The sequence below is a fragment of the Streptomyces sp. NPDC107471 genome (assembly GCF_055582845.1).
The window spans coordinates 117871-143121 of record NZ_JBVJPC010000010.1 but is presented as its reverse complement, the minus strand read 5'-3'; the positions used below and the strand labels follow the sequence as shown (position 1 = coordinate 143121).

Genomic DNA, 25251 nt, shown 5'->3' with positions numbered 1-25251 from the left:
GACGGCCCCGCCGCCCGTGGGCCGCGGCGGGTGACGGGGAGCCTCGCCGCTTCGGCGTCGTCGCGCGGTCCAGGGGGGCGGTCATGACACCGGCTCCGTCAGCGTGCGGTCCACCGGCACCTCGGCCGTGACCGTCACGGCGTCCGGGTCCAGGTCACCCGGGGCCGGCATGACGCTGCCGGGAAGCCGGACGGCCGCCGCACCGTGCGCGACGGCGGAGGCGAGGGCCCCGGGGCCGCTGCCGCCGGCGATCAGGAAGCCGGCCAGCGACGAGTCGCCGGCGCCGACATTGCTGCGTACGGCGTCCACGCGGGCGCTGCCGAACCAGGCGCCCGAGCCGTCCACGAGCAACTGGCCGTCGGCGCCCAGGCTCGCGAGCACCGCCCGCGCACCCATCTCCCGCAGTTCCTCGGCCGCCTTGACCGCGTCACCCACCGTGGACAGGGGGCGCCCGACGGCCTCCGCGAGCTCCTCGGCGTTCGGCTTCACCACGTCGGGCCGTTCGCGCAGCGCCTCCAGGAGCGCGCGCCCCGAGGTGTCCAGCGCGATCCGGGCGCCGCCGGCGTGCGCCCGCGCGACCACCTCGGCGTACCAGGAGGGCGCGAGCCCGCGGGGCAGGCTTCCGCAGCAGGCGATCCAGGAGGCGTCGCGCGACTGCTCGCGCACGGTCTCCAGAAGGAGTTCCTGCTCCTCGGGGGAGAGTTCGGGACCCGGCGCGTTGATCTTCGTGAGCACCCCGTCCGACTCGGCGAGCGCGATGTTCGACCGGGTCGCCCCGGCGACCGGGACCGGCGCGACCTCGATGCCCTGTGCGTCGAGCAGGTCCGCGACCAGCGCTCCCGGCGCCCCGCCCAGCGGCAGCACCGCGACCGTGCGCTGCCCGGCGGCCGCCACCGCACGCGAGACGTTGACGCCCTTGCCGCCGGGGTCCATGCGTTCCCCGGTGGCGCGGATAACCTCGCCGCGCTCCAGGGCCGGGACCTCGTAGGTGCGATCCAGGGACGGGTTCGGGGTGACGGTGAGGATCATGCGCGCACTACTTCCGTGCCGCCACGCTCGATGGCGACGGCGTCTTCGGGGCTCAGCCCGCTGTCGGTGATCAGCAGGTCCACATCGCTCAGGTCACCGAAGCGGGCGAAGTGCTCCTGGCCGTGCTTGGAGGAGTCGGCGAGCAGCACCACGCGGCGGGCGGCGGCGAGCGCGGCCCGCTTGACCGCGGCCTCGGCGAGGTCGGGGGTGGTCAGGCCGTGCTCGGCGGAGAAGCCGTTGGCCGCCACGAAGAGGACGTCGGCCCGGATCTCGCCGTACGCCCGCAGCGCCCAGGCGTCCACGGCGGCGCGCGTACGGTGCCGTACCCGCCCCCCGACCAGGTGGAGCTGGATGCCGGGGTGGTCCGCGAGGCGGGCCGCGATCGGCAGGCTGTGCGTGACGACGGTGAGCGAGGCCTCCAGCGGGACGGCGGCGGCCAGACGGGCCACGGTGGTGCCGGCGTCGAGGATCAGGGTGCCCTCGGTCGGCAGTTCGGCCAGGGCCGCCTTGGCGATGTGGTCCTTCTCGTCGGCCGCGGTCGTCTCGCGCTCGGCGAGGTCCGGCTCGAAGTCGAGGCGTCCGGCCGGGATGGCCCCGCCGTGCACCCGGCGCAGCAGTCCCGCGCGGTCGAGGGCCTTCAGGTCGCGCCGGATGGTCTCGGCGGTGACCTGGAACTCCTCGGCGAGCGAGACGACGTCCACCCGCCCGCCGTCACGCGCGAGCCGGAGGATCTCCTGCTGCCGCTCCGGTGCGTACATGTCCGCTCGCCTCCGACTGATGCCCGAACGTGTGGTTTCAGTCGGGAGGCTACGCCCGGATTTCCGGAAAGTAAACAGGTTCGGACCCCGTCCGGGCACGAACGGACTTCCGGCCGGGCGCGAGGCTGGGTTCGAGTACGAGTCCGTACGAGTCCGAGGCCGTATGAGTCCGAGGCCGTATGAGTCCGAGTACGAGTCCGACAAGCAAAAGGCCCGGTACCTCAGCAGGTACCGAGCCCCTCACCTCGTCTTCACTCTCAGGAGACCAGCTCGGGCTCCTTCTCCTCCACCGCGGGAAGCTCGCCGGCCCCCTCCACGTGCTGCGCCGGCCGCCTCGGCAGCGCGAACATCAGCAGGAAGATCACGCCCATCACCGCCGCGACCCACCCGAGCGCGTGCTGGAAGGCGTCCACGAAGGCCGGCCCCACCTGTTCCGGCCGCAGGTCGTCGCCGATGACCCCGAAGAAGACCACCGACACCAGTCCGAGCCCGAGCGCGTTGCCCATCTGCTGCACGGTGTTGATGAGCCCCGACGCCGAACCGGCGTGCTCACGCGGCACCTCCGACAGCACCGCGTCGGTGAGCGGCGCGACGATCAGCCCCATGCCCACGCCCATCACGACCAGCGGCAGCGCCATCTGCCACGAGCTGATCGACATGCCGTACCGCTCGGCCTCCCACAGGTAGAGCAGCACGCCCACCGCCATCAGCAGCGCACCGGCCTGGAGCACCCCGCGCCCGAAGCGCGGCACGAGCTTCTGCACCGACAGCCCGGCGGCCGTGGAGACGGCGATCGAGAAAGGCACCCCGGTCAGCCCCGCCCGCAGCGGGCTCCAGCCCAGGCCGGTCTGCATGTACAGCGTCCACACCAGGAAGAAGATGCCGAGCCCGATCCCGAACACGGTCTGCACGGCGATGCCCGCGGCGAAGCTCTTCACCTTGAACAGCGACAGCTCGACCAGCGGGGACCCGTCCCGCTCACCCTTGCGCTTCTCGTACGCCACCAGCGCCGCGAACACGAGGGGCGCGCCGGCCATCGACACGTATCCCCACACCGGCCAGTCCAGCTCCTCGCCGCGGGTCAGCGGGTAGAGCAGCATCAGCAGCCCGAGCACGACCATGGCCACGCCCGCCAGGTCCAGCTTCAGCGCCCGCGGGGCCTTGGACTCGGTGATGAAGCGGCTCCCGAGGATCAGGCCCATGATCCCGACCGGCAGGTTGATGAGGAAGATCGGCCGCCACTCCAGGCCGAAGAGGTTCCACTCGGTCAGCAGCGCCCCGAGCAGCGGGCCGGAGACGGCCCCGAGCCCGACGACCGCGCCGAAGAGCCCGAACACCTTGCCCCGCTCGTGCGCCGGGAAGGTCGCGTGCACGATCGACAGGACCTGCGGGACCATCATCGCCGCCATGCCGCCCTGCAGGATCCGGGCCGCGACCAGCATCTCCGGGTTGGCGGCGAAGCCGCACAGCGCCGACGCGGCGGTGAACCCTCCGATGCCGACGAGGAACAGCCGCTTGCGCCCGTGGATGTCACCGAGCCGTCCGCCGGTGATCAGTCCCGCGGCGAAGGCCAGCGCGTAACCGGCGGTGATCCACTGGATCTGGCTGACGGAGGCGCCGGCGTCCTGCCGGATGGACGGGATGGCGATGTTGACGATGGTGACGTCGACGAGGTCCATGAAGGCCGCGGTCATCACGATGGCGAGAGCGAACCAGCGACGCCGGTCGCCCGGGGCGGGGCGTGCGTCGAGGGTGCCCGAAAGGGTGGTCTCGGTGGAGGTCATGTCGTCAAGCTATGACCCCACTAGGTCAGATCGTGTCCTACTTCTACGGCATCCTCGAACTCATGACGACGGACACCCCGGCACGGCTCCTGACGCTCCTCTCCCTCCTCCAGACGCCCCGCGAATGGCCCGGCGGCGAGCTCGCCGACCGCCTCGGGGTCTCCCGCCGCACGGTCCGGCGGGACATCGACCGCCTGCGCGAACTGGGTTATCCCGTCGAGGCGTCCAAGGGCTCCGACGGCGGCTACCGGCTCGTGGCGGGCAAGGCCATGCCGCCGCTCGTCCTGGACGACGAGGAGGCGGTGGCCATCGCCGTCGGGCTGCGGGCGGGGGCGGGGCACGCGGTCGAGGGGGTGGACGAGGCGTCCGTACGGGCGCTGGCGAAACTGGAGCAGGTCCTGCCGTCCCGCCTGCGGCACCGCGTCTCCACCCTCCAGGCCGCGACGACTCCGCTGACCAGCGGGGACGGGGCGAGCATCCCCACCGAGACGCTGACGGTGATGGCCTCGACGGTGGCCGGACACGAGCGGCTGCGCTTCGCCTACCGGGCGAAGGACGGCGTCGAGTCCCGCCGGGTCGTGGAGCCCTACCGCCTGGTCTCCACCGGGCGCCGCTGGTACCTCGTCGCCTACGACCTCGACCGGGGCGACTGGCGGACCTTCCGGGTCGACCGGGTGAACGACCCCTTCGCCACGGGAGCGCGGTTCGCTCCGCGGGAGCTGCCGTCGGGGAGCGCGGCGGAGTACCTGCGGCAGTCGATGTACCGCCGTCAGGAGACGTACGAGCTGGTCGTGACCTTCGAGGCCGACGTGTCGGTGGTGGGGGCGCGGGTGCCGGGATGGATGGGGGTGCCGGAGCCGCTGGGCGAGGGACGGTGCCGGCTGCGGGCGTCGGTGGGGGACGCGGTGGAGTGGATGGCGGTGCGGCTGGCGATGACGGGGGTGGAGTTCCGGGTCGAGGAGCCGCCGGAACTGGTGGCGGCGGTGCGGGAGTTGGGGGGCCGGCTGGTTCGGGCGTCGGGGGAGGTCGCCTGAGGAGGTGGGCGGTTCGGCTGGCTGGCGGCAGCGGGTGCGTGAGGGCTGGTCGCGCAGTTCCCCGCGCCCCTGGCAGGTTGCAGTCCCCCGGCGCCTGCCAGGTTGCGCTTCCGGGCCTACGACCCGCAGTTGCACGACAAGCCGCCGCAGGCTTTCAGGGGCGCGGGGAACTGCGCAGGACGCCCGCCCCCACCGAACCCGCACTCGCCCCCCGAACTGCACCCGCCCCGGCCCCGCTCGACCGCCGGAGGCCACCCCGCGATGTGACAGAATCTCCCCTTCGGTGGGTCACCCCGTGGTTCAGGTACGGGGTGACCCACCGTTGCGCTGTTCCGGGGCGCAAAAAAGAGCCGGACCCGGCGCCCGGGGGGAGGGCGCCGAGGTCCGACTCGGGGAGAGTCCCGGCGCCGGGGGGGGGATTGCGTCGGGACTTGGTTCAGGTGGGTCCGAAGGTCAGGTCTTCGGGGCCCGAACACCTGGACCCTGAAGTCTTGTTCCCAGGGTCCAGCCGGTTGAAGCGGCCTAGTACAGCCATGTTTGCGCGGTCTTCCGCCACCCGGCGTACGCGGGCACACCCCGCCTACGCCGCCGCGTCGAACCCGGTGGAGCGCGCCAGCTTCTTCAGCTCCATCAGGGCGTGCTTCTCGATCTGCCGGATCCGCTCGCGGGTGAGTCCGTGCTCCTTGCCCACCTCGGTCAGTGTGCGCTCGCGCCCGTCCTCGATGCCGTACCGCATCTTGATGATGGACGCGGTGCGCTGGTCGAGGCGGCCGATGAGGTCGTCCAGCTCCTCGCTGCGCAGCAGCGTCAGCACCGACTGCTCGGGCGAGACCGCCGACGTGTCCTCCAGGAGGTCGCCGAACTGGGTGTCGCCGTCGTCGTCCACCGACATGTTCAGCGAGACCGGGTCACGGGCCCAGTCCAGGACGTCCGTGACCCGCTCGGCGTTGGAGCCGAGCTCGGCGGCGATCTCCGCGGGCTCCGGGTCGCGGCCGTGCTCGCGGTTGAACTCGCGCTGCACACGGCGGATGCGGCCCAGCTCCTCCACGAGGTGGACGGGCAGCCGGATGGTGCGGGACTGGTCGGCGATGGAGCGGGTGATGGCCTGACGGATCCACCAGGTCGCGTAGGTCGAGAACTTGAAGCCCTTGCGGTAGTCGAACTTCTCGACCGCGCGCACCAGGCCGGCGTTGCCCTCCTGGATCAGGTCGAGCAGGGGCAGTCCGCTGCGCGGGTAGCGGCGGGCCACGGCCACGACCAGGCGGAGGTTGGAGCGGATGAACACGTCCTTGGCGCGCTCCCCCTCCTCCACCAGGGCCTCCAGCTCTTCGCGGGTCGCGTCCGCCTTGGCTTCCTCGTACCCGTCGAGGACCTGTCGGGCGAACACACCCGCCTCGATGATCTGGGACAGCTCGACTTCCTTGGCGGCGTCGAGCAGCGGCGTACGCGCGATCTCGTCGAGGTACATGCCGACCAGGTCGCGGTCGGCGATCTCGCCGCCATGGACGCGAACACTGCGTGCCGCGTCGGTAGACCCGCCGGTGGCGGACTTACGACGGGCGACGGCACGGGTTGCCATGCGTGCTCCCTTGCGATGTTGGGTCAGCGGGTGGTCCTTCGGGCGCTGGGTCCCGGGTCCGGTTGCTTTCCGGACTCTCCTCGGGTGCCCTGCATCCGATGGAAACAACGACTGGAAACCGGACAGAATTCCCAACCCGTCACCCTATTTTTCTGATCTTGCAGTACCCTGTCCGGCCACATGAGGAGGCGTGATGTCGTCGGAACGTGCAGAGGTGCAGGTCAGGCCGGGAGCCGAAAGCGACCTCGGGGCCCTCACCGACCTCTACAACCACTACGTCCGTGAGACGCCGATCACGTTCGACACCGTCGTCTTCACCCCGGAGGAGCGCCGCCCCTGGCTGCTCTCCCACCCAGAAGACGGCCCGTACCGGCTGATGGTTGCCACGGACACCGATCCGACAGGAACCTCACAGCGGATCCTCGGGTACGCCACTTCCAGCCCCTTCCGCGGGAAGCCCGCGTACGCGACCTCGGTGGAGGTGACCGTCTATCTCGCCCCGGACGCGGTGGGCCGGGGTTTCGGCACGCTCCTGTACAAGGCCCTCTTCGAGGCCCTGGCGGGCGAGGACCTGCACCGGGCCTACGCGGGCATCGCCCAGCCCAACGAAGCGTCCGCGCGGCTGCACGAACGCTTCGGGTTCCGTCACGTCGGCACCTACCGGGAGGTGGGCCGCAAGTTCGGCCGCTACTGGGACGTGGCCTGGTACGAGAAGGACCTGTAGGCCCGCGCGGGAGGGCTCAGCCGAACTGCACGGACCGCTTGGCCATCCCCATCCAGAAGCCGTCGATGACGGACCTCTGCGTGTCCAGCTCGCCGCTGACGTCCGCCGCGCCCATGGTGACGAAGAGGGGCGCGAAGTGCTCGGTGCGCGGATGGGCGTAGCGCCCGGCCGGGGCCTTGTCGAGGAAGTCCAGCAGGGAGTCCACGTCCCGGGCCTCCAGGGCCCGCCGGCCCCAGTCGTCGAACTCGGAGGACCAGGTGGGCACTCCGGCGCCGGTGTGGCGCAGGGCGGCGAGGTTGTGGGTGAAGAAGCCGGAACCGACGATCAGGACGCCCTCGTCGCGCAGCGGGGCGAGCTTGCGGCCGATCTCCATGAGCCGGACCGGGTCGAGGGTCGGCATGGAGATCTGCAGGACGGGGATGTCGGCCTCGGGGAACATCTCGACGAGCGGGACGTAGGCCCCGTGGTCCAGTCCGCGGTCCGGGATGTCCTGCACGGGGGTGCCGGGGGCGCGCAGCAACTTGCGCACGGACTCGGCGAGTTCGGGGGCGCCGGGAGCGCCGTAGGTCACCTGGTAGTAGTGCTCGGGGAAGCCCCAGAAGTCGTAGACGAGCGGGACGGGCGTGACCGCGCCGAGGGCGAGGGGGGCCTCCTCCCAGTGGGCGGAGACCATGAGGATCGCCTTGGGGCGGGGCAGGCCCGCGGACCAGGCGGCGAGCTCACCGGGCCAGATCGGGTCGTCGGCGAGCGGCGGGGCCCCGTGACTCAGATAGAGGGCGGGCATGCGCTCCAGCGTGTCGGCGGACATGGCGGGGACTCCTCCGGTACTTCCGATGCGACTAGTGCTTCAAATTTAAAGCTTCTTCCGACCTGACTGTACGCCTCATTTGTTTAAGCTTCAAGGAGAGAGCTCGTAGAGTGGGACACATGAACACGGCATCCGCCCCCGACGAGGAGCCCCAGTGGCTCGACGACGAAGAGCAGCGCGTCTGGCGCTCCTACGTGCACGCCACGACCCTGCTCGAGGACCACCTCGACCGCCAGCTCCAGCGGGACGCGGGTATGCCGCACATCTACTACGGGCTGCTCGTCGGCCTCGCCGAGGCCCCGCACCGGCGGCTGCGGATGACCGAGCTGGCCATGAAGGCCAAGATCACCCGCTCCCGTCTCTCGCACGCGATCGCCCGCCTGGAGCGCAACGGCTGGGTGCGCCGGGAGGACTGCCCGGACGACAAGCGCGGCCAGTTCGCGGTGCTCACCGACCCGGGCCTGGAGATGCTGCGGGGCGCCGCGCCGGGCCATGTGCGGGCCGTGCGCAACGCCCTGTTCGACCGGCTCACCCCGGAACAGCAGAAGTCCCTCGGCGAGATCATGCAGATCGTCGCCGAGGGACTCCAGCCGGACGAGGCGGGCGCGGATCTGCCCTGGCTCCGCTGAGCCGCTCACTCAGCGGGAACCAGGGCAGTTCCTGGGGCCGTGCGTACGGAGCGTCCCCATCCCCGTACGCACGAGGTCTTCGAAGGGGTACCGCCGGACGGTCGTCGTCAGTGGGCGACGACCGGCACCGCCAGCTCCTCCTCCGCGCCCTCACCGGCACCGGCCACGGCGGACGTGTCCGGACGGCCGGCGTTGACGAGGGTGCCGACGATCACGGCGGCGAGCACCAGCATGCCGACGGCGAACCAGATCGCGTTGGTGTAGCCGTGCACCTGGCCCTCCAGCGCCACGAGCTGCTGCTGCGACCGGGAGGTCGCGGAGCCGATGTGGTCGGCGATGTAGGAGGTCGTGGCCGACGCGGCGATCGTGTTCAGCAGGGCCGTACCGATCGCGCCGCCCACCTGCTGCGAGGTGTTGACCATCGCGGAGGCGACACCGGCGTCACGCGGCTCGACGCCCAGGGTGGCCAGGGACATGGCCGGCATGAAGGCCGTACCCATGCCGAGGCCGAGCAGCAGCATCGCGGGCAGGATCGTCGAGGCGTACGACGAGCCGATCTCGAGCTGGGTCATCAGGAGCATGCCGACCGCGGCGACCAGGAAGCCGGGGCCCATCAGCATGCGGGCCGGCAGGCGGGTCATCAGACGGGTGCCGATCTGGGTGGAGCCGACCATCATGCCGACGATCATCGGCATGAAGGCGAAGCCGGTCTTGATCGGCGTGTAGCCCTTCACGATCTGCAGGTAGTAGGTGAGGAACAGGAAGGTGCCGAACATCGCGATGATCGCGATGCCGAGCGAGAGGTAGATCCCGCCGCGGTTGCGGTCGGTGACGACGCGCAGCGGCAGCAGCGGGGCCTTGACCTTCGCCTCGGTGACGACGAAGGAGATCAGCAGGACGGCCGACGCGACGAACATGCCGATGGTCACGGAGTCGCCCCAGCCGTCGGACTCGGCGCGGGTGAAGCCGTAGACCAGCGCGACCAGGCCCAGCGTGGACAGCAGGACGCCGGGGATGTCGAGCGGGTTGCGGTTGCGGCCGCCCTCGGGCTCACGGATGACGAAGTACGCGCCCAGCGCGGCGACGATCGCGAACGGGATGTTCACGAAGAAGGTCCAGCGCCAGTCCATGTACTCGGTCAGCACGCCGCCGAGGATGAAGCCCACGGCACCGCCACCACCGGCGATCGCGCCGTAGATGCCGAACGCCTTGGCGCGCTCCTTGGCGTCCGTGAACATCACGGCGAGCAGGGAGAGCGCGGCGGGCGCGAGCAGGGCGCCGAAGACACCCTGGAGGGCACGGGCGCCGAACATCATGGCGCCGGAGGTCGCGGCACCGCCGAGCGCGGAGGCCGCGGCGAAGCCGATCAGACCGACGACGAAGGCGTTCTTGCGGCCCCACAGGTCGGCTATGCGGCCGCCGAAGAGCAGGAGTCCGCCGAAGGCGAGGGCGTAGGCCGTGACGACCCACTGCCGGTTGCCGTCGGATATGCCGAGGTCGGTCTGGGCCGACGGCAGGGCGATGTTCACGATGGTGGCGTCGAGGACGACCATGAGCTGGGCGAGCGCGATGAAGACGAGCGCTTTCCAGCGGTTGGCGTCGCCGGACGAGGCCGGTGCGCCGGGAGCCTTTGCGGCTGTTTCAGACATGGGGGTACCCACTTCGGGACTTCGGAACGGAAAAAGGTGTCTAAAGGGGACGGTCCGTCGTCGGTGACGGCCGGTCGAAAGTCGTTGTGGAGACTGTTCTCGCGCTCTGGACTAATCGGTCTCTGGACTGATCGGTCCCTGGACTAGTCGGTCTCTGGACTAAGCGGTCTCTGGACTAAGCGGTTCTCGTCGGTCGGATCAGGCCTGTCGGAGGTCCTCCATGGTCAGGGCCGCGCCCGGCAGTACGGAGCGGGCCGGGGCCCGCAGTCCGTCCAGGAAGAGCTGAAGGGTGCGGTGCACGAACCCGTCGAGGGTGAGGCAGCCGGTACCGGCCGGGGGCCGGGAGAGCTGGGCCACGGCGACCATCAGGTCACCGACGCTCACGTCCGCGCGGAGCTGACCGGCCGCCCTGGCCCGGTCCATGAGCTGCTCGACGAGCTGCTCGATGCGTACGCGTGCGGCCACCAGGTCGGGGTGGTACTGGTCGAAAGTGCTCTGGACCATCGGGCACAGTGCCGTGATCCGCTCGTCGGCGGAGGCGTGCACGAAGCGCTCCAGAGCACTGAAGGCGTCCCCGGTCTGCGCGAGCGCGAGCTCGGCCGCCTCGGACGTCCGGTCCATGACGGAGCAGACGACCTCACGGACGAGTGCGTCGCGGTCGGGGAAGTTGCGGTACACCGTGGCGTTGCCGACGCCGGCCCGGCGGGCGATCTCGTCGAGCGGCACGTCGGGGCCGAACTCGGTGAACATCTCGCTGGCGGCGGTGACGATCCGCTCGCGGTTGCGCAGGGCATCGGCGCGGGGCGCTTTGCGCTGCACGGAGAGAGCGGTCTGCACGGTGTGCTCCTCGGGTCGGACGGGGATCCGGGGACTCGGTCCCCGTTTCGCTCGGACACATGTCTAAACGGGGAGACGCTCCCCGGTTATTTCGGGTTGAGGAGAAATTATGTTGTGACCTGAGTCACAGACTCGCGATACCCACGTTCGGTCTCCTCCAGCGCGCGTGCGCCCCTCCCCCGGCACAGGGTGATCGGAGAGGAGCAGCCTTTTGACCAGCGGCTGCCGCGCTCCGAGAGGTGCTCGCATGCCGTGGACCAGACGTCGCATACGCCCGCGCCGCGTCGCCGCCCTCGTCTCCGTGTCCGCACTCACCCTCGCGGTCAGCACCGCCGCCGGCACCGAGCGCCCCGCCCCCGGGACCACGACCGCCGGCCCGGTCGCACTGGCCCGCTCCGACTCCCACGGCGCCTGTCAGATCAGCGGCGGCCCGGCCGTCCAGATGTCCGAGGGCCTGCCCACGCCCGGCGGCTACTCCCGCTCCACCGGCACCGTCCGCGCCCTCACCCTGATGATCGACTTCTCCGACGCGCCCGGCTCCGGCACCGCCAGGAGCCGCTTCGACGAGTTCTTCCCGCAGACCCAGCACTGGTTCCGCACCAGCTCCTACGGCCGCCTCGACTACCGCCCCGAGGCCCCGATCACCGACTGGCTGCGCATGCCGAAGTCCTTCCGGGCCTACGGCATAGAGCGCGGCGCCCCCTTCGACCCCGGCTACCGCCGCCTCGTCCAGGACATCGTGGCCGCCGCCGACCCCAAGGTGGACTTCCGGTCGTACGACTTCCTCAACGTCCTGGTGACCCCGAACGCCGGGCCCTCCGCCCTCGACACGGTCCTGTCGGTGACCTTCGCCGGCAACACCGACGCCCCGGTCGCCGACGGCGTCCCCGTCGCCAACGCCTCCTTCGTGTACTCCCGCCAGGACGACGGCTCCGGTTCCTACCCGCAGACCGGCTACCGGGTGCTGCCCCACGAGAACGGCCACGTCTTCGGCCTGCCCGACCTCTACACCCAGAACGGCGGCGGCGCGGTCGGCCACTGGGACATCATGAGCGAGGACTGGGGCGGCAACAACGACCTCCTCGGCTGGCACAAGTGGAAGCTCGGCTGGCTGGACCCGACGCAGGTCAACTGCGTGACCGCGCCCGGGACCTCGGAGTACACGCTGACCCCGCTGGCCCGGGCCGGCCTCGGCACCAAGCTCCTGTTCGTCCCCCTCGGCCGCCGCACCGGCTACGCGATCGAGGTCCGCACCCGCGAGGGCAACGACGAGACGGTGTGCCGGCCGGGCGTCCTCGTCTACAAGGTCGACGCGGACGTGGACACCGGGCGGGGCCCGGTACGCGTGTACGACGCCCGGCGCGACAGCGGCGGCTGCACCCGGAGCCCCAACGTCCACGCGGAACTCTCGGACGCCCCGTTCACCGCCGGCGAGGAGTTCCGGGATCCGGCCAGGGATGTCCGGGTCCGGGTCGTGGGCGGGGACGGGGACGGGGGGTATCGGGTGTGGGTCACTCGGGGGAGGTGAACGGGGGGTGGTGACCAGGGGTGAGCCGGGGCTGGGGGCGGCCGCGGGCTCCCTGTGGGACGTGGCGCGCGATGGGGCAAGGGCCGGACCACCCGCTCGCTGTGGGACGTAGCGCTCGATGGGGCAGGGGCCGGACCACCGGCACCCTCCTGGCTGGTGGCGCGCGTGCCCATGGCGCACGCGCGGGCCCGTGGCGCGTCGCGGGTGGCTCGGCGGATTACCGTAGGCCTGCCGCGACCGCCGTACCGGAGAGCCGATGCCCGCTGAGACGACCACTCCCCCGCCGGTACCGGAGTCCGCCGTGCCGGCCGAGGCGGTCGAGCCGCTGATCCGGGGGGTCAGGGTGCTGCGGGAACTGACCGACGCGGGCGGCACACTGAGCCTGAGCGGCCTGGAACGGGCGACGGGCCTGGCGCGTTCCACCGTGGACCGCGTCACCTCGACGCTGGCCCGCATGGGGTACGTCCGTCTCGACGGCCGGGACGCGGTGGCGACCCCCCGCCTCATGGAACTCGGCAACGCCTATCTCGCCGCCCTGCGCCTGCCCGCCCTGCTGTCCGGCCGGGCCGACACGCTCGCTGACGAACTGGACGAGTCGGTGTCGCTGGCGGTCTCCGACCGCGACGGCATCCGCTTCATCCACCAGGCCACCCGCCGCCGCGCGATGTCCCTCAGCTTCCGCATCGGCGACCTGCTGCCCGCCGAACGCACCGCGCCGGGCCCCCTGTTCGCGTCCGAGTGGACCGACGGGGACTGGCGGGCATGGCGCGCACGCCGGGCGGCGGACCCGGAGAACCGGGACTTCCCGGCCGTACCCCCGCGGCAACTCCCGCTGGCGGGCGACGAGTTCGAGGCGACGGCGGCACGGGCGGGCCGGGACTGCTGGGCTCTGGACGACCAGTTGATCGAGCCGGGGCTGGTGGCGGTCTCCGTCCCGGTACGGGATCCACGCACGGGCCGGATCGCCTGCGTGGCCAGCGTCGTCAGCCACACCAGCCGGCACACGGCGACGGACCTGCGCGACACGCTGCTGCCACGGCTGCGGGCGACGGTCGCCGAGATGGAACGCGCCCTGGCTACCGCCCCCGAGCCGGACCCGGGCCCGCCGCCCGCCGGGTCGGCCGCCTGGATCGGCGCGTCCAAGACCGAACTGGGCCGGGACTTCATCGAGTCCCTCGCGCGCGGACTGACGGTCCTGACGGCCTTCGGCGAGGGCCGGGCCGCGCTCACGCTGACGGACGTGGCACGGGCGACCGGCCTGACCCGCGCGACGGCCCGCCGCGCCCTGATCACCCACGAACACCTGGGCCTGGTCCGCCAGCAGCCGGACTCGCGCACCTTCGGCCTCACCCCGCGCGTCCTCTCTCTCGGCTTCCCGCCCCTGTCCCGTACGACCCTCCCCCGCATCGCCGCCCCCCACCTGGCCGACCTCTCGGCACGGGTGGGCGAGTCGACGGCACTGGCGATCCTGGTGTCCACGGGGCCGACCGCGGAGATCCAGTACACGGCGCGGGCTGTGTCCCCGCGGATCATGGGCGTCGACATCAGGGTGGGCACCCGGCTGCCGGCCTCGGCGACCTCGCTGGGCCGGGTGCTGCTCCCGGACGCGCCGGACCACGCCCTGCTCGACGAGGACTGGGAGGACGGCCTGCGCACGATCGCCGTCCCCCTCCACGACCGCACGGGCCGGGCCGTCGCCGCCGTGAACGTGGCCCTGCACGCGGCGGGCCGCACGGCCGAGGAGTGCGTCGCCGACCTCCTGCCCGAACTCCGCCGCACGGCGACCCGCATCGAGGAGGAACTCCGCGCGGCGGCCCGCTTCACCCGGATCCCCCTCCTCTGACGCCGGGGAACCCCCACGCCGCAGCCCAGCACATCCGGTACGCTGACGCCAGTGACCTTCACGGCCACCGTCCGCCTTCGTAGCTCAGGGGATAGAGCACCGCTCTCCTAAAGCGGGTGTCGCAGGTTCGAATCCTGCCGGGGGCACCAGCCAAAAGGCCCTGGACCGATCTTGGTCCGGGGCCTTTGACGTCCACCGCTTGGTCGTGTTGCAGCTCAGTGTGTACGCGGCTCGGTTGGAGTTGGTTGAGCATGTTCATGCGAACGGTCCAAGGCCGCACCCACGTTGCGTCGCGACGACCAGGTCTGGAGCTAAAGGCCGTCGCGCTCGATCAGTGTGCCGTCGGAGCTGAGGGTGTAAAACGCGGCGGATCCGCGGCTTCCGCCGCTCTGCGCAGCTCCGCTTCCCGCTCCGCCGGATCAGGACCGTGTGCATCCCGTACGTGGAAGCCGTACAGATTGATGGCGTCCGCGTCGACGTCATCGGGGTGGGGAAAGCCCTCCTGGATGAACCCGCAGAGCGCCCGCAATGCGTCTTCGCCCAGTTCCAAGGGGTGAAAGGGCAGGGCGTACGGCTCTTCTTCCTCGTCGGGCCAGGGGACGATGTCAGCCGGTCGGTCTCCGGCCCAGTAGGGCCGTTCGAAGGGGAGAGGTTCCCCGATGTTCTCCATGACGCCGCAGTCCGGGGACAGGCTCAAGGACCGGACGAGATGTCCGTCCTCCCACACGGCGAACGCCAGCCAGTCGACGACGCTGTGCATGGCATGCAGGACGAGCCGTCGGCCGATGCTTGCCGACACGAGGTGTTCCGGGAGCTGGGAGGGGATGTCGATCATCACCCTCTGATCGCCGATGACATCCATGCCTGGCCAACTGGCCGCGTACGCCGTCCCCTTCTGCGGATACACGCCGTGCCCGAGGTTCGACCCCTTGCACTGCTCGATCTCACTGCCCGGGTAGAGCCGCCTCATCATGGCGACCGTCCGATCCAGGTCCGCAGCCCCCCCACCTGTCGCAGCAACGCCGGCACGTCACCGTCGGCGTACACCAGCAGTCCCGTCTTGGCTCCCACGGCCCCTCCCCAGAACATTGCCCTTGTCGGCGGACGCACCATAGCCGCGGGCACTGACAGTCAAGATCGGGAGTCGTACCGGGATGGTCATCGTGGGACCCGCTCGTGTCGAGGCGTTCACCAGGGCCGCAGCGGGGGTCAGACGGGGATCCAGTCAGGCCACTGTGGAGGGACGTTGCTCGCGGGGCAGAGGCCGGAGTCGCCGGGATAGCCGTTCAGCGTCCCCCGGGTCGTGAAGAGCCACCATGCCAAGGACACCGTCGTGACGACCACCAGCAGCGTCGGCAGTGCGACGCGGACCGTCGTCGGCACGCGAACCGCCACGCTTCGCCCGATGGTCAACGCCACGAGTCCCACGAGTGCTTCGCCTCCGACGACAAGCGGCAGCAAGAGGTTGAGTTCGAGTCGTCCGCCGGCGTCGTACCCCGCGTCGCAGTATGCGCGCGCCCACACGGTCAGCGACCAGGCTACGCAGCCCATGGCAGCTCCGAACAATGCGGAGCCTGCCCAGGGAAGACAGGACGGGGATCTCGGCTCGGCTGTGTACACGACATGACACGACAGCGAACGCGCCATTCACGGTTCCGAGGCAGGTGCGTAAGTCTCTGACTGCGTGACGGCAACCAGCGCCCCACCCGAGTTGTGTCGGGACGAAATGGTCACTCGGTTAGGGTGCGGACATGCCCAATGACACGCCGGCCTGTCCGGAGTGCTGTCGGCCCCTGGAGTCGGGCGGTCTGGTGCTCTCCGCGCGTGACGACGGCCGGCGGGCCTGTCGGTCGCTGTGGCGATGTGCCGATGGACATGCCTGGTGGCGCTGGGCGGACCGACCGGACGAACCGCTGGAGATCTGCCCGGTACCCGGGCTGTTCCGCTGACCTCCCGGGGCGGCGACAACCGGCGGCCCCGTGCGACACCAGTGAGCCGCAGGTCTCCTCAGCAGCTCAAGCCGTGCTTGTGCAGGGCGGTCGATGCCCGAGGTCCTCCGGGGCCAGACACAGCGGGACGCGGGCTTTCGCGTGCTCGGCGTCCGAGTTCGTCGATTGACTCGCGGGCGTAACCCGGCGCGTGTTCGACCCCGTACCTCAACGGACCGCAACCCACCGCAACTCACCGCAACTCCCCCACCCCCAGCGTGGGTTGGCCCGGTCCCCGGCGGCTATATAGCCAGGGAGTGCGATGTCGCGATCGGGGGCGTGGATGACGTTGCTCAGACCCCTGGAGCCGCAACTGATCGGGGCGGTGTTCCGGGTGCCCAGGCCGTTCGGGATCCGGCGGGTGATGCGGCTGCTGCGCCGGGTGCCGCTGCCGTGGCGGGGCGCGGTGCGGCTGGTCGTGCGGCTCTGGTACTCGCCGCTGACGCCCAAGACGAGGTTCCTGCTGATCGGTCTGTCCGCCTCCATGACGATCCTGGGGCTGGCCGAGGCAGACGGCGTGCTGGTGGCGCCCATGGACGGGGAGCCGCGGCCGGCGCTCGGCTACCTCTTCTCCGAGCACGCGCGGCCGAGCGCGGTCAGTCTCGCGTTGCTCCAGGACCCGGCCGGTCTGATCGTGCTGGCCGTCGTCTTCGTGACCCCCGTCTTCTACTGCCAACAGGTGCGCGCCATCGCCGACTTCGTGCCGATGAACGAGCGCAACGGGGGCGCGGAGCATCTGTCCGCACGGCAGGTACAGCAGCACAACCGGCTGGTCGCCCGGACCAACCGGTCGTTCGGGATGCTCGGCCGCCGGGGCGTCTCGCTGGCCGTCATGACGGTCGTCGCGGTGGGCACGGCCCTGCTGTTCACGTTCGTCAACGAGTACGGCCTCATGCAGACCTGGAACTCCACCCTGCTCCCGGACACGGTCTGGCGGTCGCGGGTGTACGCCGGCTGGTGGGCGAACCTGCACACCCATCCCGAGCTGGCCCTGGCGCTGTGCGCGGCGGGGACGTACGCCTTCTACTTCCTGACCAAGCAGCTCGCCATGGGCGTGGTCTTCACGATCTACCTGAAGCGGTCCGCGGCGCTGGGCTTCGGGGTGACCCCGAACATGACGTACGACAGTGACGGCTTCCGCGGGCTGCGGACCCTGCGCCAGTTCATGCTGTGGACCTACGGCTCCGCGCTGGCCCACATGGTCGGTCTGCTGGCCCTCTCGCTGGTCTGGCTGCCCGCCTCTCCGTGGATGCTCTTCGTCGTGGTGGGCGTGATGGTGGTCGACACCGTCGTGATCATCTACCCCTCCTCCATCGGCTACCACTCCGCGCTGGCCGTGAAGGAGTCGTACGTCAGGTCGCTGCACTCGGGCAACGTCTCCCCCGCCGACCGGGACGCGGCGACAGCCCAGGTGTGGTCGGTCCCGGTGCTGCCCGTGGCGACCCGCAGGGCCATCACCGGGCTCACGCTCTACCTGCTGGTGCCCGCCGTCGTCGCCCTGGTCCCGGAGGTGATCCAACGGCTGTGACCGGCCCTCAGCCTCCCGTGCCGGCGCTCGTCAGGATCGCCAGTCGCTGGGTCGCCCGCGTCATCGCCACGTACCGGTCCACCGCTCCCTCGACGCCCTCGCCGAAGTTCCGCGGGTCCACGAGGATCACCAGGTCGAACTCCAGGCCCTTCGAGAGGGCCGGGGGGAGGGAGCGCACGCGCGGGGCCGGCTCGAAGGCCGGGGCGCCGATGACGCAGGCGATGCCCTCGGGGTGGGTGGCGAGCCAGGTGTCCAGCAGGACGGGCAGGTCCGTGACCGGGCCGTGGGTGACGGGGACGCCGGTGCTGCGGATCGACGTGGGGACGTTGGCGTCCGGGAGGGCGGTGCGGATGACCGGCTCGGCCTCCTTCATGATCTCTTCCGGGGTGCGGTAGTTGACGGTCAGGGACGCCATCTGCACGCGGTCGAGGCCCACCCGCGCGAGCCTGTCCTGCCAGGACTCCGTGAATCCGTGCCGCGCCTGGGCCCGGTCGCCGACGATGGTGAAGCTGCGGGACGGGCAGCGCAGCAGCAGCATCTGCCACTCCGCGTCGGTCAGTTCCTGCGCCTCGTCGACCACGACGTGCGCGAAGGGACCGGCGAGCAGGTCGGGATCGCTCACCTGAAGGGCGCTCTCGTCGACGAGGGCGTGGTGGAAGTCCTCGCCCTTGAGCATGGTCACCAGGCCCATGCCGTACTCGTCGTCGGCGACCGCGCTCAGGTTCTCCACGACCGTCGCCATGCGCTCGCGCTCGGCGGCGAGGGTGGCCTCGTCGCGCCGTCTGCGGCGGGAGATCTCCGGGTCGCCGAGCCGCTGCCGTGCCGCGTCCAGGAGCGGCAGGTCGGACACCGTCCAGGCCTGGCCGTCGGCGCGCTGGAGGGCCCGTACCTCGTCGCGGTCCAGCCAGGGGGCGCACATCCGCAGATAGGCGGGGACGGTCCACAGGTCGGAGACCAGGTCGGCGGCTTCCAGGAGCGGCCAGGCGCGGTTGAAGGCGGTGAGCAGCTCCCTGTTCTGGCGCAGTGACCTGCGGAGGAGTGCCTCCGGGGCGTCGCCCTCGTACTTGTCGACCAGGAGGGTGAGCAGTTCGTTCCAGACCTGGTCGCGGGCGTCGTTGTGCGGGGCGCCCTCCGCCGCGTCGAAGGCCTCGGCCCAGTCGGAGGCGGTCAGGGGAATGTCGGACCAGTGGGTGGTGACGGTCATGCCCTCGGTGGGCGGCTCCTCGTAGAAGCGGACGGCCTTCTCGACCGCCTTCACCAGGTCCGCGGAGGACTTCAGGCGGGCCACCTCCGGGTCGGTCTCGACGCCGGCCGTGGCGCCCTCGGCCACGAGGTCCCTGAGGACGCAGGTCTGCACGCCCTCCTCGCCGAGGCTGGGCAGGACGTCGGAGACGTAGGCCAGGTAGGGCCGGTGCGGGCCGACGAAGAGCACGCCGCCGCGGCGGTGGCCGAGGCGCGGGTCGGAGTGCAGGAGGTAGGCGGAGCGGTGCAGGGCGACGACGGTCTTGCCGGTGCCGGGGCCGCCGTCGACGACGAGCGCGCCGCGGGAGCTCGCGCGGATGATGGCGTCCTGGTCGGCCTGGATGGTGCCGAGGACGTCCCGCATCCGTTCCGAGCGGTCGCTGCCGAGGCTGGCGATGAAGGCGGACTGGTCGTCGAGAGAGGCGTGGTGCCCGGCGAAGCCGTCCGGGGCGAACACCTCGTCCCAGTAGTCGCCGATCCGGCCGTTCCGCCAGCGGTACCTGCGGCGGCTGGCCAGGCCCATCGGGTGGGCGTGGGTGGCCCCGAAGAACGGCTCGGCGGCGGGCGAACGCCAGTCGACGAGCAGGCGGCGGCCGGTGCTGTCGGTGAGGCCGAGCCGTCCGACGTACACGGGCTCGGGGTCGTCCGCGCCGACCATGTGTCCGAGGCACAGGTCCAGGCCGAAGCGGCGCAGGGTGCGCAGCCGGGCGCTGAGGCGGTGGATCTCGGTGTCGCGGTCCATGGCTTCCTGGCCGATCCCGCCGGGCGCCCGGAGGGTGGCGGCGAGGGTGTCGGACAGCTCGGCGATCGTCTGCTCCAGGCACTCCGCGATGGCCGCGAAGTGTTCCTCGTCGGCGGCGGTCAGCGTCGGGTCGGCCTTGGCGGCGAGGCGCTCGGGAAGGTCGAACACGCTGGTGGGCAGGGTACTCAAGTGGACAGCTCCGGGGTGGGTTCGGCGGCCGTGGGGCCTACGGCCGGTAAGTGTGCGCCTTGACCGGGGCCTTGCCGCAAGTCCCCCGGTGCGCTATAGGTTGAACATGGCAAGGAGGTGCTGACCTCCCTGCCTTTTCTTTTGCCCGCAGCCATCCGGAAGGTCTTCGAAACATTCGGAGAATTAACTCCCACATATGCCAGCACCTCCCTGTGATCTTCCGAAAGATTTCGTTGGTTTGCTGAGGTGGGAGGCTTCTCGAAGCATTCGAAACATCCGTCGAAACTGTTGACGCTTGACAGGGGCAGGCCAAAACTGTGGGGCATGACTGACACACCCGCACACCCGACGCGCCGCAGCGTCTGCGGCCTCCTGCTGGCCACCGGCGCCACGCTGGCCCTGCCCGGCACCGCCGAGGCGGCCACGGTCATCACCACGAACCAGACCGGGACCAACAACGGCTACTACTACTCGTTCTGGACGGACGCCCAGGGCACGGTCTCCATGACCCTGAACTCCGGCGGGAACTACAGCACGTCCTGGCGCAACACCGGCAACTTCGTGGCCGGCAAGGGCTGGAGCAACGGCTCGCGCAGGACCGTGAGCTACTCCGGCAGCTTCAACCCGTCCGGCAACGCCTACCTCGCCCTGTACGGCTGGACGTCCAACCCGCTCGTCGAGTACTACATCGTCGACAACTGGGGCACCTACCGGCCCACCGGAACGTACAAGGGCACCGTGAGCAGCGACGGCGGGACGTACGACATCTACCAGACCACCCGCTACAACGCCCCGTCCGTGGAAGGCACCAAGACCTTCAACCAGTACTGGAGCGTCCGGCAGTCCAGGCGGACCGGCGGCTCCATCACCACCGGCAACCACTTCGACGCGTGGGCCCGCGCCGGCATGCCCATGGGCAGCTTCAAGTACTACATGATCCTCGCGACCGAGGGGTACCAGAGCAGCGGCAGCTCCAACATCACGGTGGCGTGATGAGGGCCCGGGCGCACCTCCCGTTACTGGCGGCCGCCGCGCTGGCCGCCGCCGGCACCCTCACCGTCCCCGCCGCCGCAGCCCCCGAGCAGGCCGCCGCCTGCTCCGGATACGTCGGCCTCACCTTCGACGACGGCCCGGGCAGCGGCACCACCGCCCTGCTGGGCTCCCTCGGGCAGTACGGCCTCAGGGCCACCATGTTCAACACGGGCCAGAACGCCGCCGTCAACCCGGCGCTCGTCAGGGCCCAGGTCAGCGCCGGGATGTGGGTCGGCAACCACAGCTACACGCATCCGCATCTGACCCAGCAGAGCCAGGCCACGGTCGACTCGGAGATCTCCCGCACCCAGCAGGCGATCGCGAACGCGGGCGGCGGCACACCGAGGCTGTTCCGGCCGCCGTACGGCGAGACCAACGCCACGGTGAAGGCCGTGGAGGCCAGGTACGGGCTGACGGAGATCATCTGGAACGTCGACTCGCAGGACTGGAACAACGCCAGTACCGACGCGATCGTCGCGGCGGTCGGCCGGCTCACCAACGGCCAGGTGATCCTCATGCACGACTGGCCCGCCAACACCCGCGCGGCGATCCCGCGCATCGCGCAGACACTGGCCGCCAAGGGGCTGTGCTCCGGCATGATCTCGCCCCAGACCGGCCGCGCGGTGGCACCCGGCTGATCCGTCCGGCCACAGCCGTCCGGCCCCGGCGCGGCGGTCGTTCCCCCTTGGGCCGCCGCGCCGCACACGGGCCGCCGAACACCGACCACCTACGCCGTGGGCGGGCCCGGAGTGCGCGAGGTGACTCCGTTCGGCTGTGAATGACGCGGTTTCCCCGACGGAGCGGGCCACGGCCCGCAATCATGAGCGGCGGTGGGGCGGGCAGGCCCCACCGTATGCCATTCGTACCTCAACGCACATGATCCGTAGCCCACTTGACGCGTCGTCGGGCGCGTCGCCCCGGAGGGAACCGCAGTCATGGCCACTCCCCTGTCCGCCGCGAAGATGCTCGCCGCACTGAAGGCCGAGGGCCTCACCGTGCACGAGCACGCCGGCTGGAAGACCCACAACCGCGACGCGGCGTCCGGGAAGTCCTTCGGGCCCGTCATCGGGGTGCTGATCCACCACACCGGCGGCCACAACGACAAGGAGCTCTGCTTCAAGGGCAGATCCGATCTGCCGGGACCGCTGTGCCACGCCTGGCTCGGCAAGACCGCGGGACTGTGGATGATCGGCAACGGCCGTACCAACCACGCCGGTTACGCCGACATCGATGTCCTCAACGCCATCCGGGACGAGAAGCCCCTCCCCCACGACGACGTGGCGAAGGCGGACGGCAACGACTGCCTGTACGGCCTGGAGATCGAGAACCTCGGCAAGGGCGGTGACCCCTACCCCGCGGCGCAGTACAAGCAGGCCGTGCTGTGGGCGGCGGCGATCTGCCGGGCGCACGGCTGGAGCGAGAAGTCCGTCGCCGGGCACAAGGAGTGCCAGCCGGGGAAGATCGACCCTAGCTTCGACATGGACGACTTCCGGGCCGCCGTGAAGAAGCAGCTCGCCGCGGGGGCCGGAGCGACGACGCCGACGAAGCCGGCCGGCAAGCCCCGCGTCGACCTGTCCCGCCTGGTGGCGGCCGCGAGGACCGACCCCGGCGCCAAGCAGGGGCACGTCAGCTACCTGGCCGGCACCAACCTCACCGAGGCCGCCCTCGTCGAACTCGGCTATCTCGCCAAGTCGTACGCCGGGGACGGGTCGTTCGGCAGCACGACCGTCGCCGCCTACGCCAAGTGGCAGCGCCATCTCGGCTACACGGGCGCCGACGCCAACGGCATCCCCGGCAAGATCTCGCTGTCCAGGCTGGGCGAGAGGACGGGGCTCTTCACCGTCGTGGCCTGACCCGCGCACCCCGCCGCCGACCCGCGCCGGCCCCCTCCCGGGCGCCGAGTTGCGGGTCGGCGCGGTCCCTGCGGTACTGGCTGTATCTACCGAGCAGTCGCGGGGTCCTCTCTACAGGGAGAGGAGGCACATGATGGCCAAGCGTCTGGTGGTCTGCTGCGACGGGACGTGGAATCTCGCCGACCAGCCGAGCAAGACGAACGTCGCCAAGGTGGCCCTGGCCGTACGGCGACGCACCGCGTCCGGAACGGAACAGCGGGTGTACTACCACAGCGGGGTCGGCACGAGCCGCAAGGACCGGTTGCGGGGCGGGGCCTTCGGAATGGGCCTGTCGCACAACGTGCTCGACGCCTACCGCTTCCTGATCCACACCTACGAACCGGGGGACGCCCTGTACCTGTTCGGGTTCAGCCGGGGCGCGTTCACCGCGCGCAGCCTGGCCGGACTGGTCCGCAACTGCGGCATCCTGCGCCCGGAACAGGCCGACCGGATCGACGAGGCGTGGGCGCTGTACCGCAGCCGCGCCGACAAACCGACCAGCGTGGCCGCCACCCTGTTCCGCGGGGCCTACGCGCACGAGACGGAGATCCGTTTCGTGGGCGTCTGGGACACGGTCGGCTCCCTGGGCATCCCCGTCCCGGCGCCCGGATTCCTCCAGCCGCTCGTGGACCGCTTCAACCACCGCTGGGCCTTCCACGACACCACCCTCAGCAAGTCGGTGAACGGCGCCTTCCACGCGCTGGCCGTCGACGAGGAGCGCTCGGCGTTCCCGCCGACGCTGTGGCAGCAGGAGAAGGGGGCCGAGAGGGACCAGGAGTTGAGGCAGGTGTGGTTCGCCGGGGTGCACCTCTCCGTCGGGGGCGGCGAGAAGGACTCGGGCCTGTCCGACATCACCCTGCTGTGGATGGTCCGGCAGTCCGTCCGGTACGGCCTGGAGTTCGACCCGGCGGTCCTCAGCGCGGAGGGGCCGGACAGCATGCGCCCGCAGGAGTGCGCCGACTTCGCCGTCCAGCCCGATCCGATGGGCCCGTGGAACCCCTCCCGCAAGGGCTTCTACCGGCTTTTCCGGCCCCTGCACCGGCCGATCGGGCAGGAGAGGGACAAGCAGGGCCGCCTCGTCGGCAACGAGCACCTGGCCGACACGGTGCTGCGCCGCCGCGAGGGCGACCCCGGCTATCGTCCGCCGGCGCTGGAGACCTACCTGGAGGACGTCGGGGAGCGGGACGTCGACGAGGTCCCGCTCAGCTTCGGCCGCGCGCCTGTCGAGGTTCCCTGAGGTCCGCGGTCCCCTCGTCGGGGCCGGGGCGCCGCTCCAGCGCGAACAGCGTCAGGGTCACCGCGGTCGACGCTGCCGCCATCAGCGTCATCGCCGTTGCCGGGGACGTCAGTTGGGCCAGCGTGCCGGCGAGGAGCGCGCCGACGCCCTGGAGGGCGACCATGCCGGTGCTGTGCAGGCCGAGCGCCTGGCCCGCGAGCTCGTCGGGGGTGAGGGCCATCAGGCGTTCCTGGAGGACCAGGCTCGCGGCGAAGCCGACGGAGGCCACGGCGGCGGCCAGCACCGACAGCGGCACCGACGGCCGTAGGACGAAGAACAGGTAGGGCGCGGCCAGGAGCAGGCGCAGCGGGGTCGCGAGGCGGGGCCGCAGCGCGGGCGGCACCAGGCGGCCGACCGCCAGATCGCCCACGAACATGCCGAGCGCCCCGCAGGCGTACATCGTGCCCGCGGCCGCGGGGGCGTAGGAGACGTAGAGCGAGTCACCGCCGACGACCAGGCCGTTGGGGACCCACAGGCCCAGGTAGACCAGGCGGCGGGGGCGGGAGGACCACAGCAGGGCGTTGGTGCGCCAGGTCGCGGAGACGGAGGGCCGGCCCGCCGCGCGCGGGGGGCGGGGCGTGAGGCCCAGGTGGTTGACGAGGGCCGAGACCACGTAGAAGGCGGCCGCGAGGAGCAGACAGGCGCGCGGGGTCAAAAATGCCAGGAGGGCGCCGCCCGCGGCGAAGCCGGTGATCTGGACGAGCCCCCAGAGCATGTTGAAGACCGAACGGCCCAGGACGTAGCCGTCCTTGGGGAGGATGTCGTTCAGCAGTCCGCCGCGCACTCCCCCGCCCAGCGAGGCGACCAGGCCCTGCAGGAGCAGGACGACGAAGACGGCCCCGACCGGCAGGCCGGGCAGCGCCAGCACCGCCGTACCCGCCGCGAACGCCAGGGAGATGACGGTCAGGAGCGCGCGCGGGGGCAGCCGGTCGGCGCCGGAGAGCAGGAACGCGGCCCCCAGCAGGGTCGCGAGCTGCGGTCCGAACATGCTCACCGCCGACAGCAGCGGGGAGCCGGTGGCCCGGTAGACCAGCGTGGCGAGGGCGAGGCCGCCGATCGTCTGGGCGGCGGCGTGGGCGGCGAAGGAGAGGAGGAAGGGGGCGTATTCCGGGGTGCGGAGGAGGGTGCGGTAGCTGCGCATGCGGGGGAGTCTCGGAGCG

The 25251-nt window shown here is 71.1% G+C and carries 21 protein-coding genes and 1 tRNA gene; 11 read left to right on the top strand and 11 right to left on the bottom strand.

The genetic code is table 11. The features are described from left to right. Positions 1–81: 81 nt before the first annotated feature. From pfkB to ACZ66S_RS30940, 3 genes are all read right to left on the bottom strand, one after another. On the bottom strand, positions 82–1029 hold the full coding sequence (pfkB, locus tag ACZ66S_RS30950; protein WP_469904852.1) for a 1-phosphofructokinase: 948 nt from the start codon (positions 1027–1029) through the stop codon (positions 82–84). After that, positions 1026–1787: a DeoR/GlpR family DNA-binding transcription regulator gene (locus ACZ66S_RS30945; protein ID WP_280850968.1), complete on the bottom strand. Its 762-nt coding sequence runs from the start codon at positions 1785–1787 to the stop codon at positions 1026–1028. Before ACZ66S_RS30945 ends, pfkB begins: the two co-directional genes overlap by 4 nt. A 257-nt stretch (positions 1788–2044) precedes the next feature. Further along, a complete protein-coding gene (locus tag ACZ66S_RS30940; protein ID WP_469904851.1) occupies positions 2045–3571 on the bottom strand; it encodes an MFS transporter in 1527 nt (508 codons plus the stop codon). Positions 3572–3633: 62 nt separating this feature from the next. On the opposite strand from ACZ66S_RS30940, the gene ACZ66S_RS30935 reads away from it, so the two are divergent. Next, complete coding sequence (locus ACZ66S_RS30935; RefSeq protein WP_469905026.1) at positions 3634–4605, top strand: helix-turn-helix transcriptional regulator; 972 nt, start codon at positions 3634–3636, stop codon at positions 4603–4605. A 580-nt stretch (positions 4606–5185) separates the two neighbouring features. On the opposite strand, the gene ACZ66S_RS30930 is transcribed toward ACZ66S_RS30935, so the two are convergent. After that, positions 5186–6184 carry a sigma-70 family RNA polymerase sigma factor gene (locus tag ACZ66S_RS30930; protein WP_469904850.1) on the bottom strand — a complete coding sequence of 333 codons (999 nt, stop codon included), beginning with the start codon at positions 6182–6184 and terminating at the stop codon, positions 5186–5188. A gap of 193 nt (positions 6185–6377) precedes the next feature. On the opposite strand from ACZ66S_RS30930, the gene ACZ66S_RS30925 reads away from it, so the two are divergent. Further along, positions 6378–6908 (top strand): GNAT family N-acetyltransferase, encoded by a 531-nt coding sequence (locus ACZ66S_RS30925; protein ID WP_469904849.1) that lies wholly within the window; start codon positions 6378–6380, stop codon positions 6906–6908. A gap of 16 nt (positions 6909–6924) precedes the next feature. Here ACZ66S_RS30925 and ACZ66S_RS30920 read toward each other — a convergent pair whose 3' ends face one another. Continuing rightward, positions 6925–7716 (bottom strand): dioxygenase family protein, encoded by a 792-nt coding sequence (locus ACZ66S_RS30920; RefSeq protein WP_469904848.1) that lies wholly within the window; start codon positions 7714–7716, stop codon positions 6925–6927. A gap of 119 nt (positions 7717–7835) precedes the next feature. Between ACZ66S_RS30920 and ACZ66S_RS30915 the strand changes: the two genes are divergently transcribed. Further along, positions 7836–8345: a MarR family winged helix-turn-helix transcriptional regulator gene (locus tag ACZ66S_RS30915; RefSeq protein WP_469904847.1), complete on the top strand. Its 510-nt coding sequence runs from the start codon at positions 7836–7838 to the stop codon at positions 8343–8345. 107 nt (positions 8346–8452) lie between these two features. Here ACZ66S_RS30915 and ACZ66S_RS30910 read toward each other — a convergent pair whose 3' ends face one another. Then, positions 8453–9994 carry an MFS transporter gene (locus tag ACZ66S_RS30910; RefSeq protein ID WP_469904846.1) on the bottom strand — a complete coding sequence of 514 codons (1542 nt, stop codon included), beginning with the start codon at positions 9992–9994 and terminating at the stop codon, positions 8453–8455. Positions 9995–10192: 198 nt separating this feature from the next. Further along, the gene (locus tag ACZ66S_RS30905; RefSeq protein ID WP_469904845.1) at positions 10193–10831 is read right to left on the bottom strand and encodes a TetR/AcrR family transcriptional regulator; all 639 of its coding nucleotides are present in this window, start codon (positions 10829–10831) and stop codon (positions 10193–10195) included. Positions 10832–11078: 247 nt separating this feature from the next. Between ACZ66S_RS30905 and ACZ66S_RS30900 the strand changes: the two genes are divergently transcribed. The 3 genes from ACZ66S_RS30900 to ACZ66S_RS30890 all read left to right on the top strand — a co-directional run bounded on the left by ACZ66S_RS30900 (position 11079) and on the right by ACZ66S_RS30890 (position 14351). Continuing rightward, positions 11079–12359, top strand: a complete 1281-nt coding sequence (locus ACZ66S_RS30900) for a M6 family metalloprotease domain-containing protein (RefSeq protein WP_469904844.1) — start codon at positions 11079–11081, stop codon at positions 12357–12359. A 256-nt stretch (positions 12360–12615) separates the two neighbouring features. Beyond that, a complete protein-coding gene (locus ACZ66S_RS30895) occupies positions 12616–14202 on the top strand; it encodes an IclR family transcriptional regulator domain-containing protein (protein WP_469904843.1) in 1587 nt (528 codons plus the stop codon). Between the two features lie 73 nt (positions 14203–14275). Next, positions 14276–14351, top strand: a tRNA-Arg gene (locus tag ACZ66S_RS30890). 182 nt (positions 14352–14533) lie between these two features. Here ACZ66S_RS30890 and ACZ66S_RS30885 read toward each other — a convergent pair. Both ACZ66S_RS30885 and ACZ66S_RS30880 read right to left on the bottom strand, forming a co-directional pair. Then, a complete protein-coding gene (locus ACZ66S_RS30885) occupies positions 14534–15172 on the bottom strand; it encodes a DUF6928 family protein (protein WP_469904842.1) in 639 nt (212 codons plus the stop codon). A gap of 239 nt (positions 15173–15411) precedes the next feature. Next, on the bottom strand, positions 15412–15753 hold the full coding sequence (locus ACZ66S_RS30880; RefSeq protein WP_469904841.1) for a hypothetical protein: 342 nt from the start codon (positions 15751–15753) through the stop codon (positions 15412–15414). A gap of 720 nt (positions 15754–16473) precedes the next feature. On the opposite strand from ACZ66S_RS30880, the gene ACZ66S_RS30875 reads away from it, so the two are divergent. Then, positions 16474–17718, top strand: coding sequence for a hypothetical protein (locus tag ACZ66S_RS30875; protein WP_469904840.1), 1245 nt, complete (start codon positions 16474–16476; stop codon positions 17716–17718). Between the two features lie 7 nt (positions 17719–17725). Here ACZ66S_RS30875 and helR read toward each other — a convergent pair whose 3' ends face one another. Then, complete coding sequence (helR, locus tag ACZ66S_RS30870) at positions 17726–19891, bottom strand: RNA polymerase recycling motor ATPase HelR (RefSeq protein WP_469904839.1); 2166 nt, start codon at positions 19889–19891, stop codon at positions 17726–17728. 324 nt (positions 19892–20215) lie between these two features. Here helR and ACZ66S_RS30865 point away from each other — a divergent pair, with 324 nt between their 5' ends. The 4 genes from ACZ66S_RS30865 (at position 20216) to ACZ66S_RS30850 (ending at position 24052) form a co-directional block, all read left to right on the top strand. Further along, positions 20216–20884, top strand: a complete 669-nt coding sequence (locus ACZ66S_RS30865) for a glycoside hydrolase family 11 protein (RefSeq protein WP_469904838.1) — start codon at positions 20216–20218, stop codon at positions 20882–20884. Continuing rightward, on the top strand, positions 20884–21561 hold the full coding sequence (locus ACZ66S_RS30860) for a polysaccharide deacetylase family protein (protein WP_469904837.1): 678 nt from the start codon (positions 20884–20886) through the stop codon (positions 21559–21561). Before ACZ66S_RS30865 ends, ACZ66S_RS30860 begins: the two co-directional genes overlap by 1 nt. A gap of 297 nt (positions 21562–21858) precedes the next feature. Next, on the top strand, positions 21859–22776 hold the full coding sequence (locus ACZ66S_RS30855) for a peptidoglycan recognition protein family protein (protein WP_469904836.1): 918 nt from the start codon (positions 21859–21861) through the stop codon (positions 22774–22776). 130 nt (positions 22777–22906) lie between these two features. Beyond that, positions 22907–24052, top strand: coding sequence for a DUF2235 domain-containing protein (locus tag ACZ66S_RS30850; protein WP_469904835.1), 1146 nt, complete (start codon positions 22907–22909; stop codon positions 24050–24052). On the opposite strand, the gene ACZ66S_RS30845 is transcribed toward ACZ66S_RS30850, so the two are convergent. Beyond that, a complete protein-coding gene (locus ACZ66S_RS30845; RefSeq protein WP_469904834.1) occupies positions 24018–25232 on the bottom strand; it encodes an MFS transporter in 1215 nt (404 codons plus the stop codon). The genes ACZ66S_RS30850 and ACZ66S_RS30845 overlap by 35 nt on opposite strands. Positions 25233–25251 lie beyond the last annotated feature (19 nt).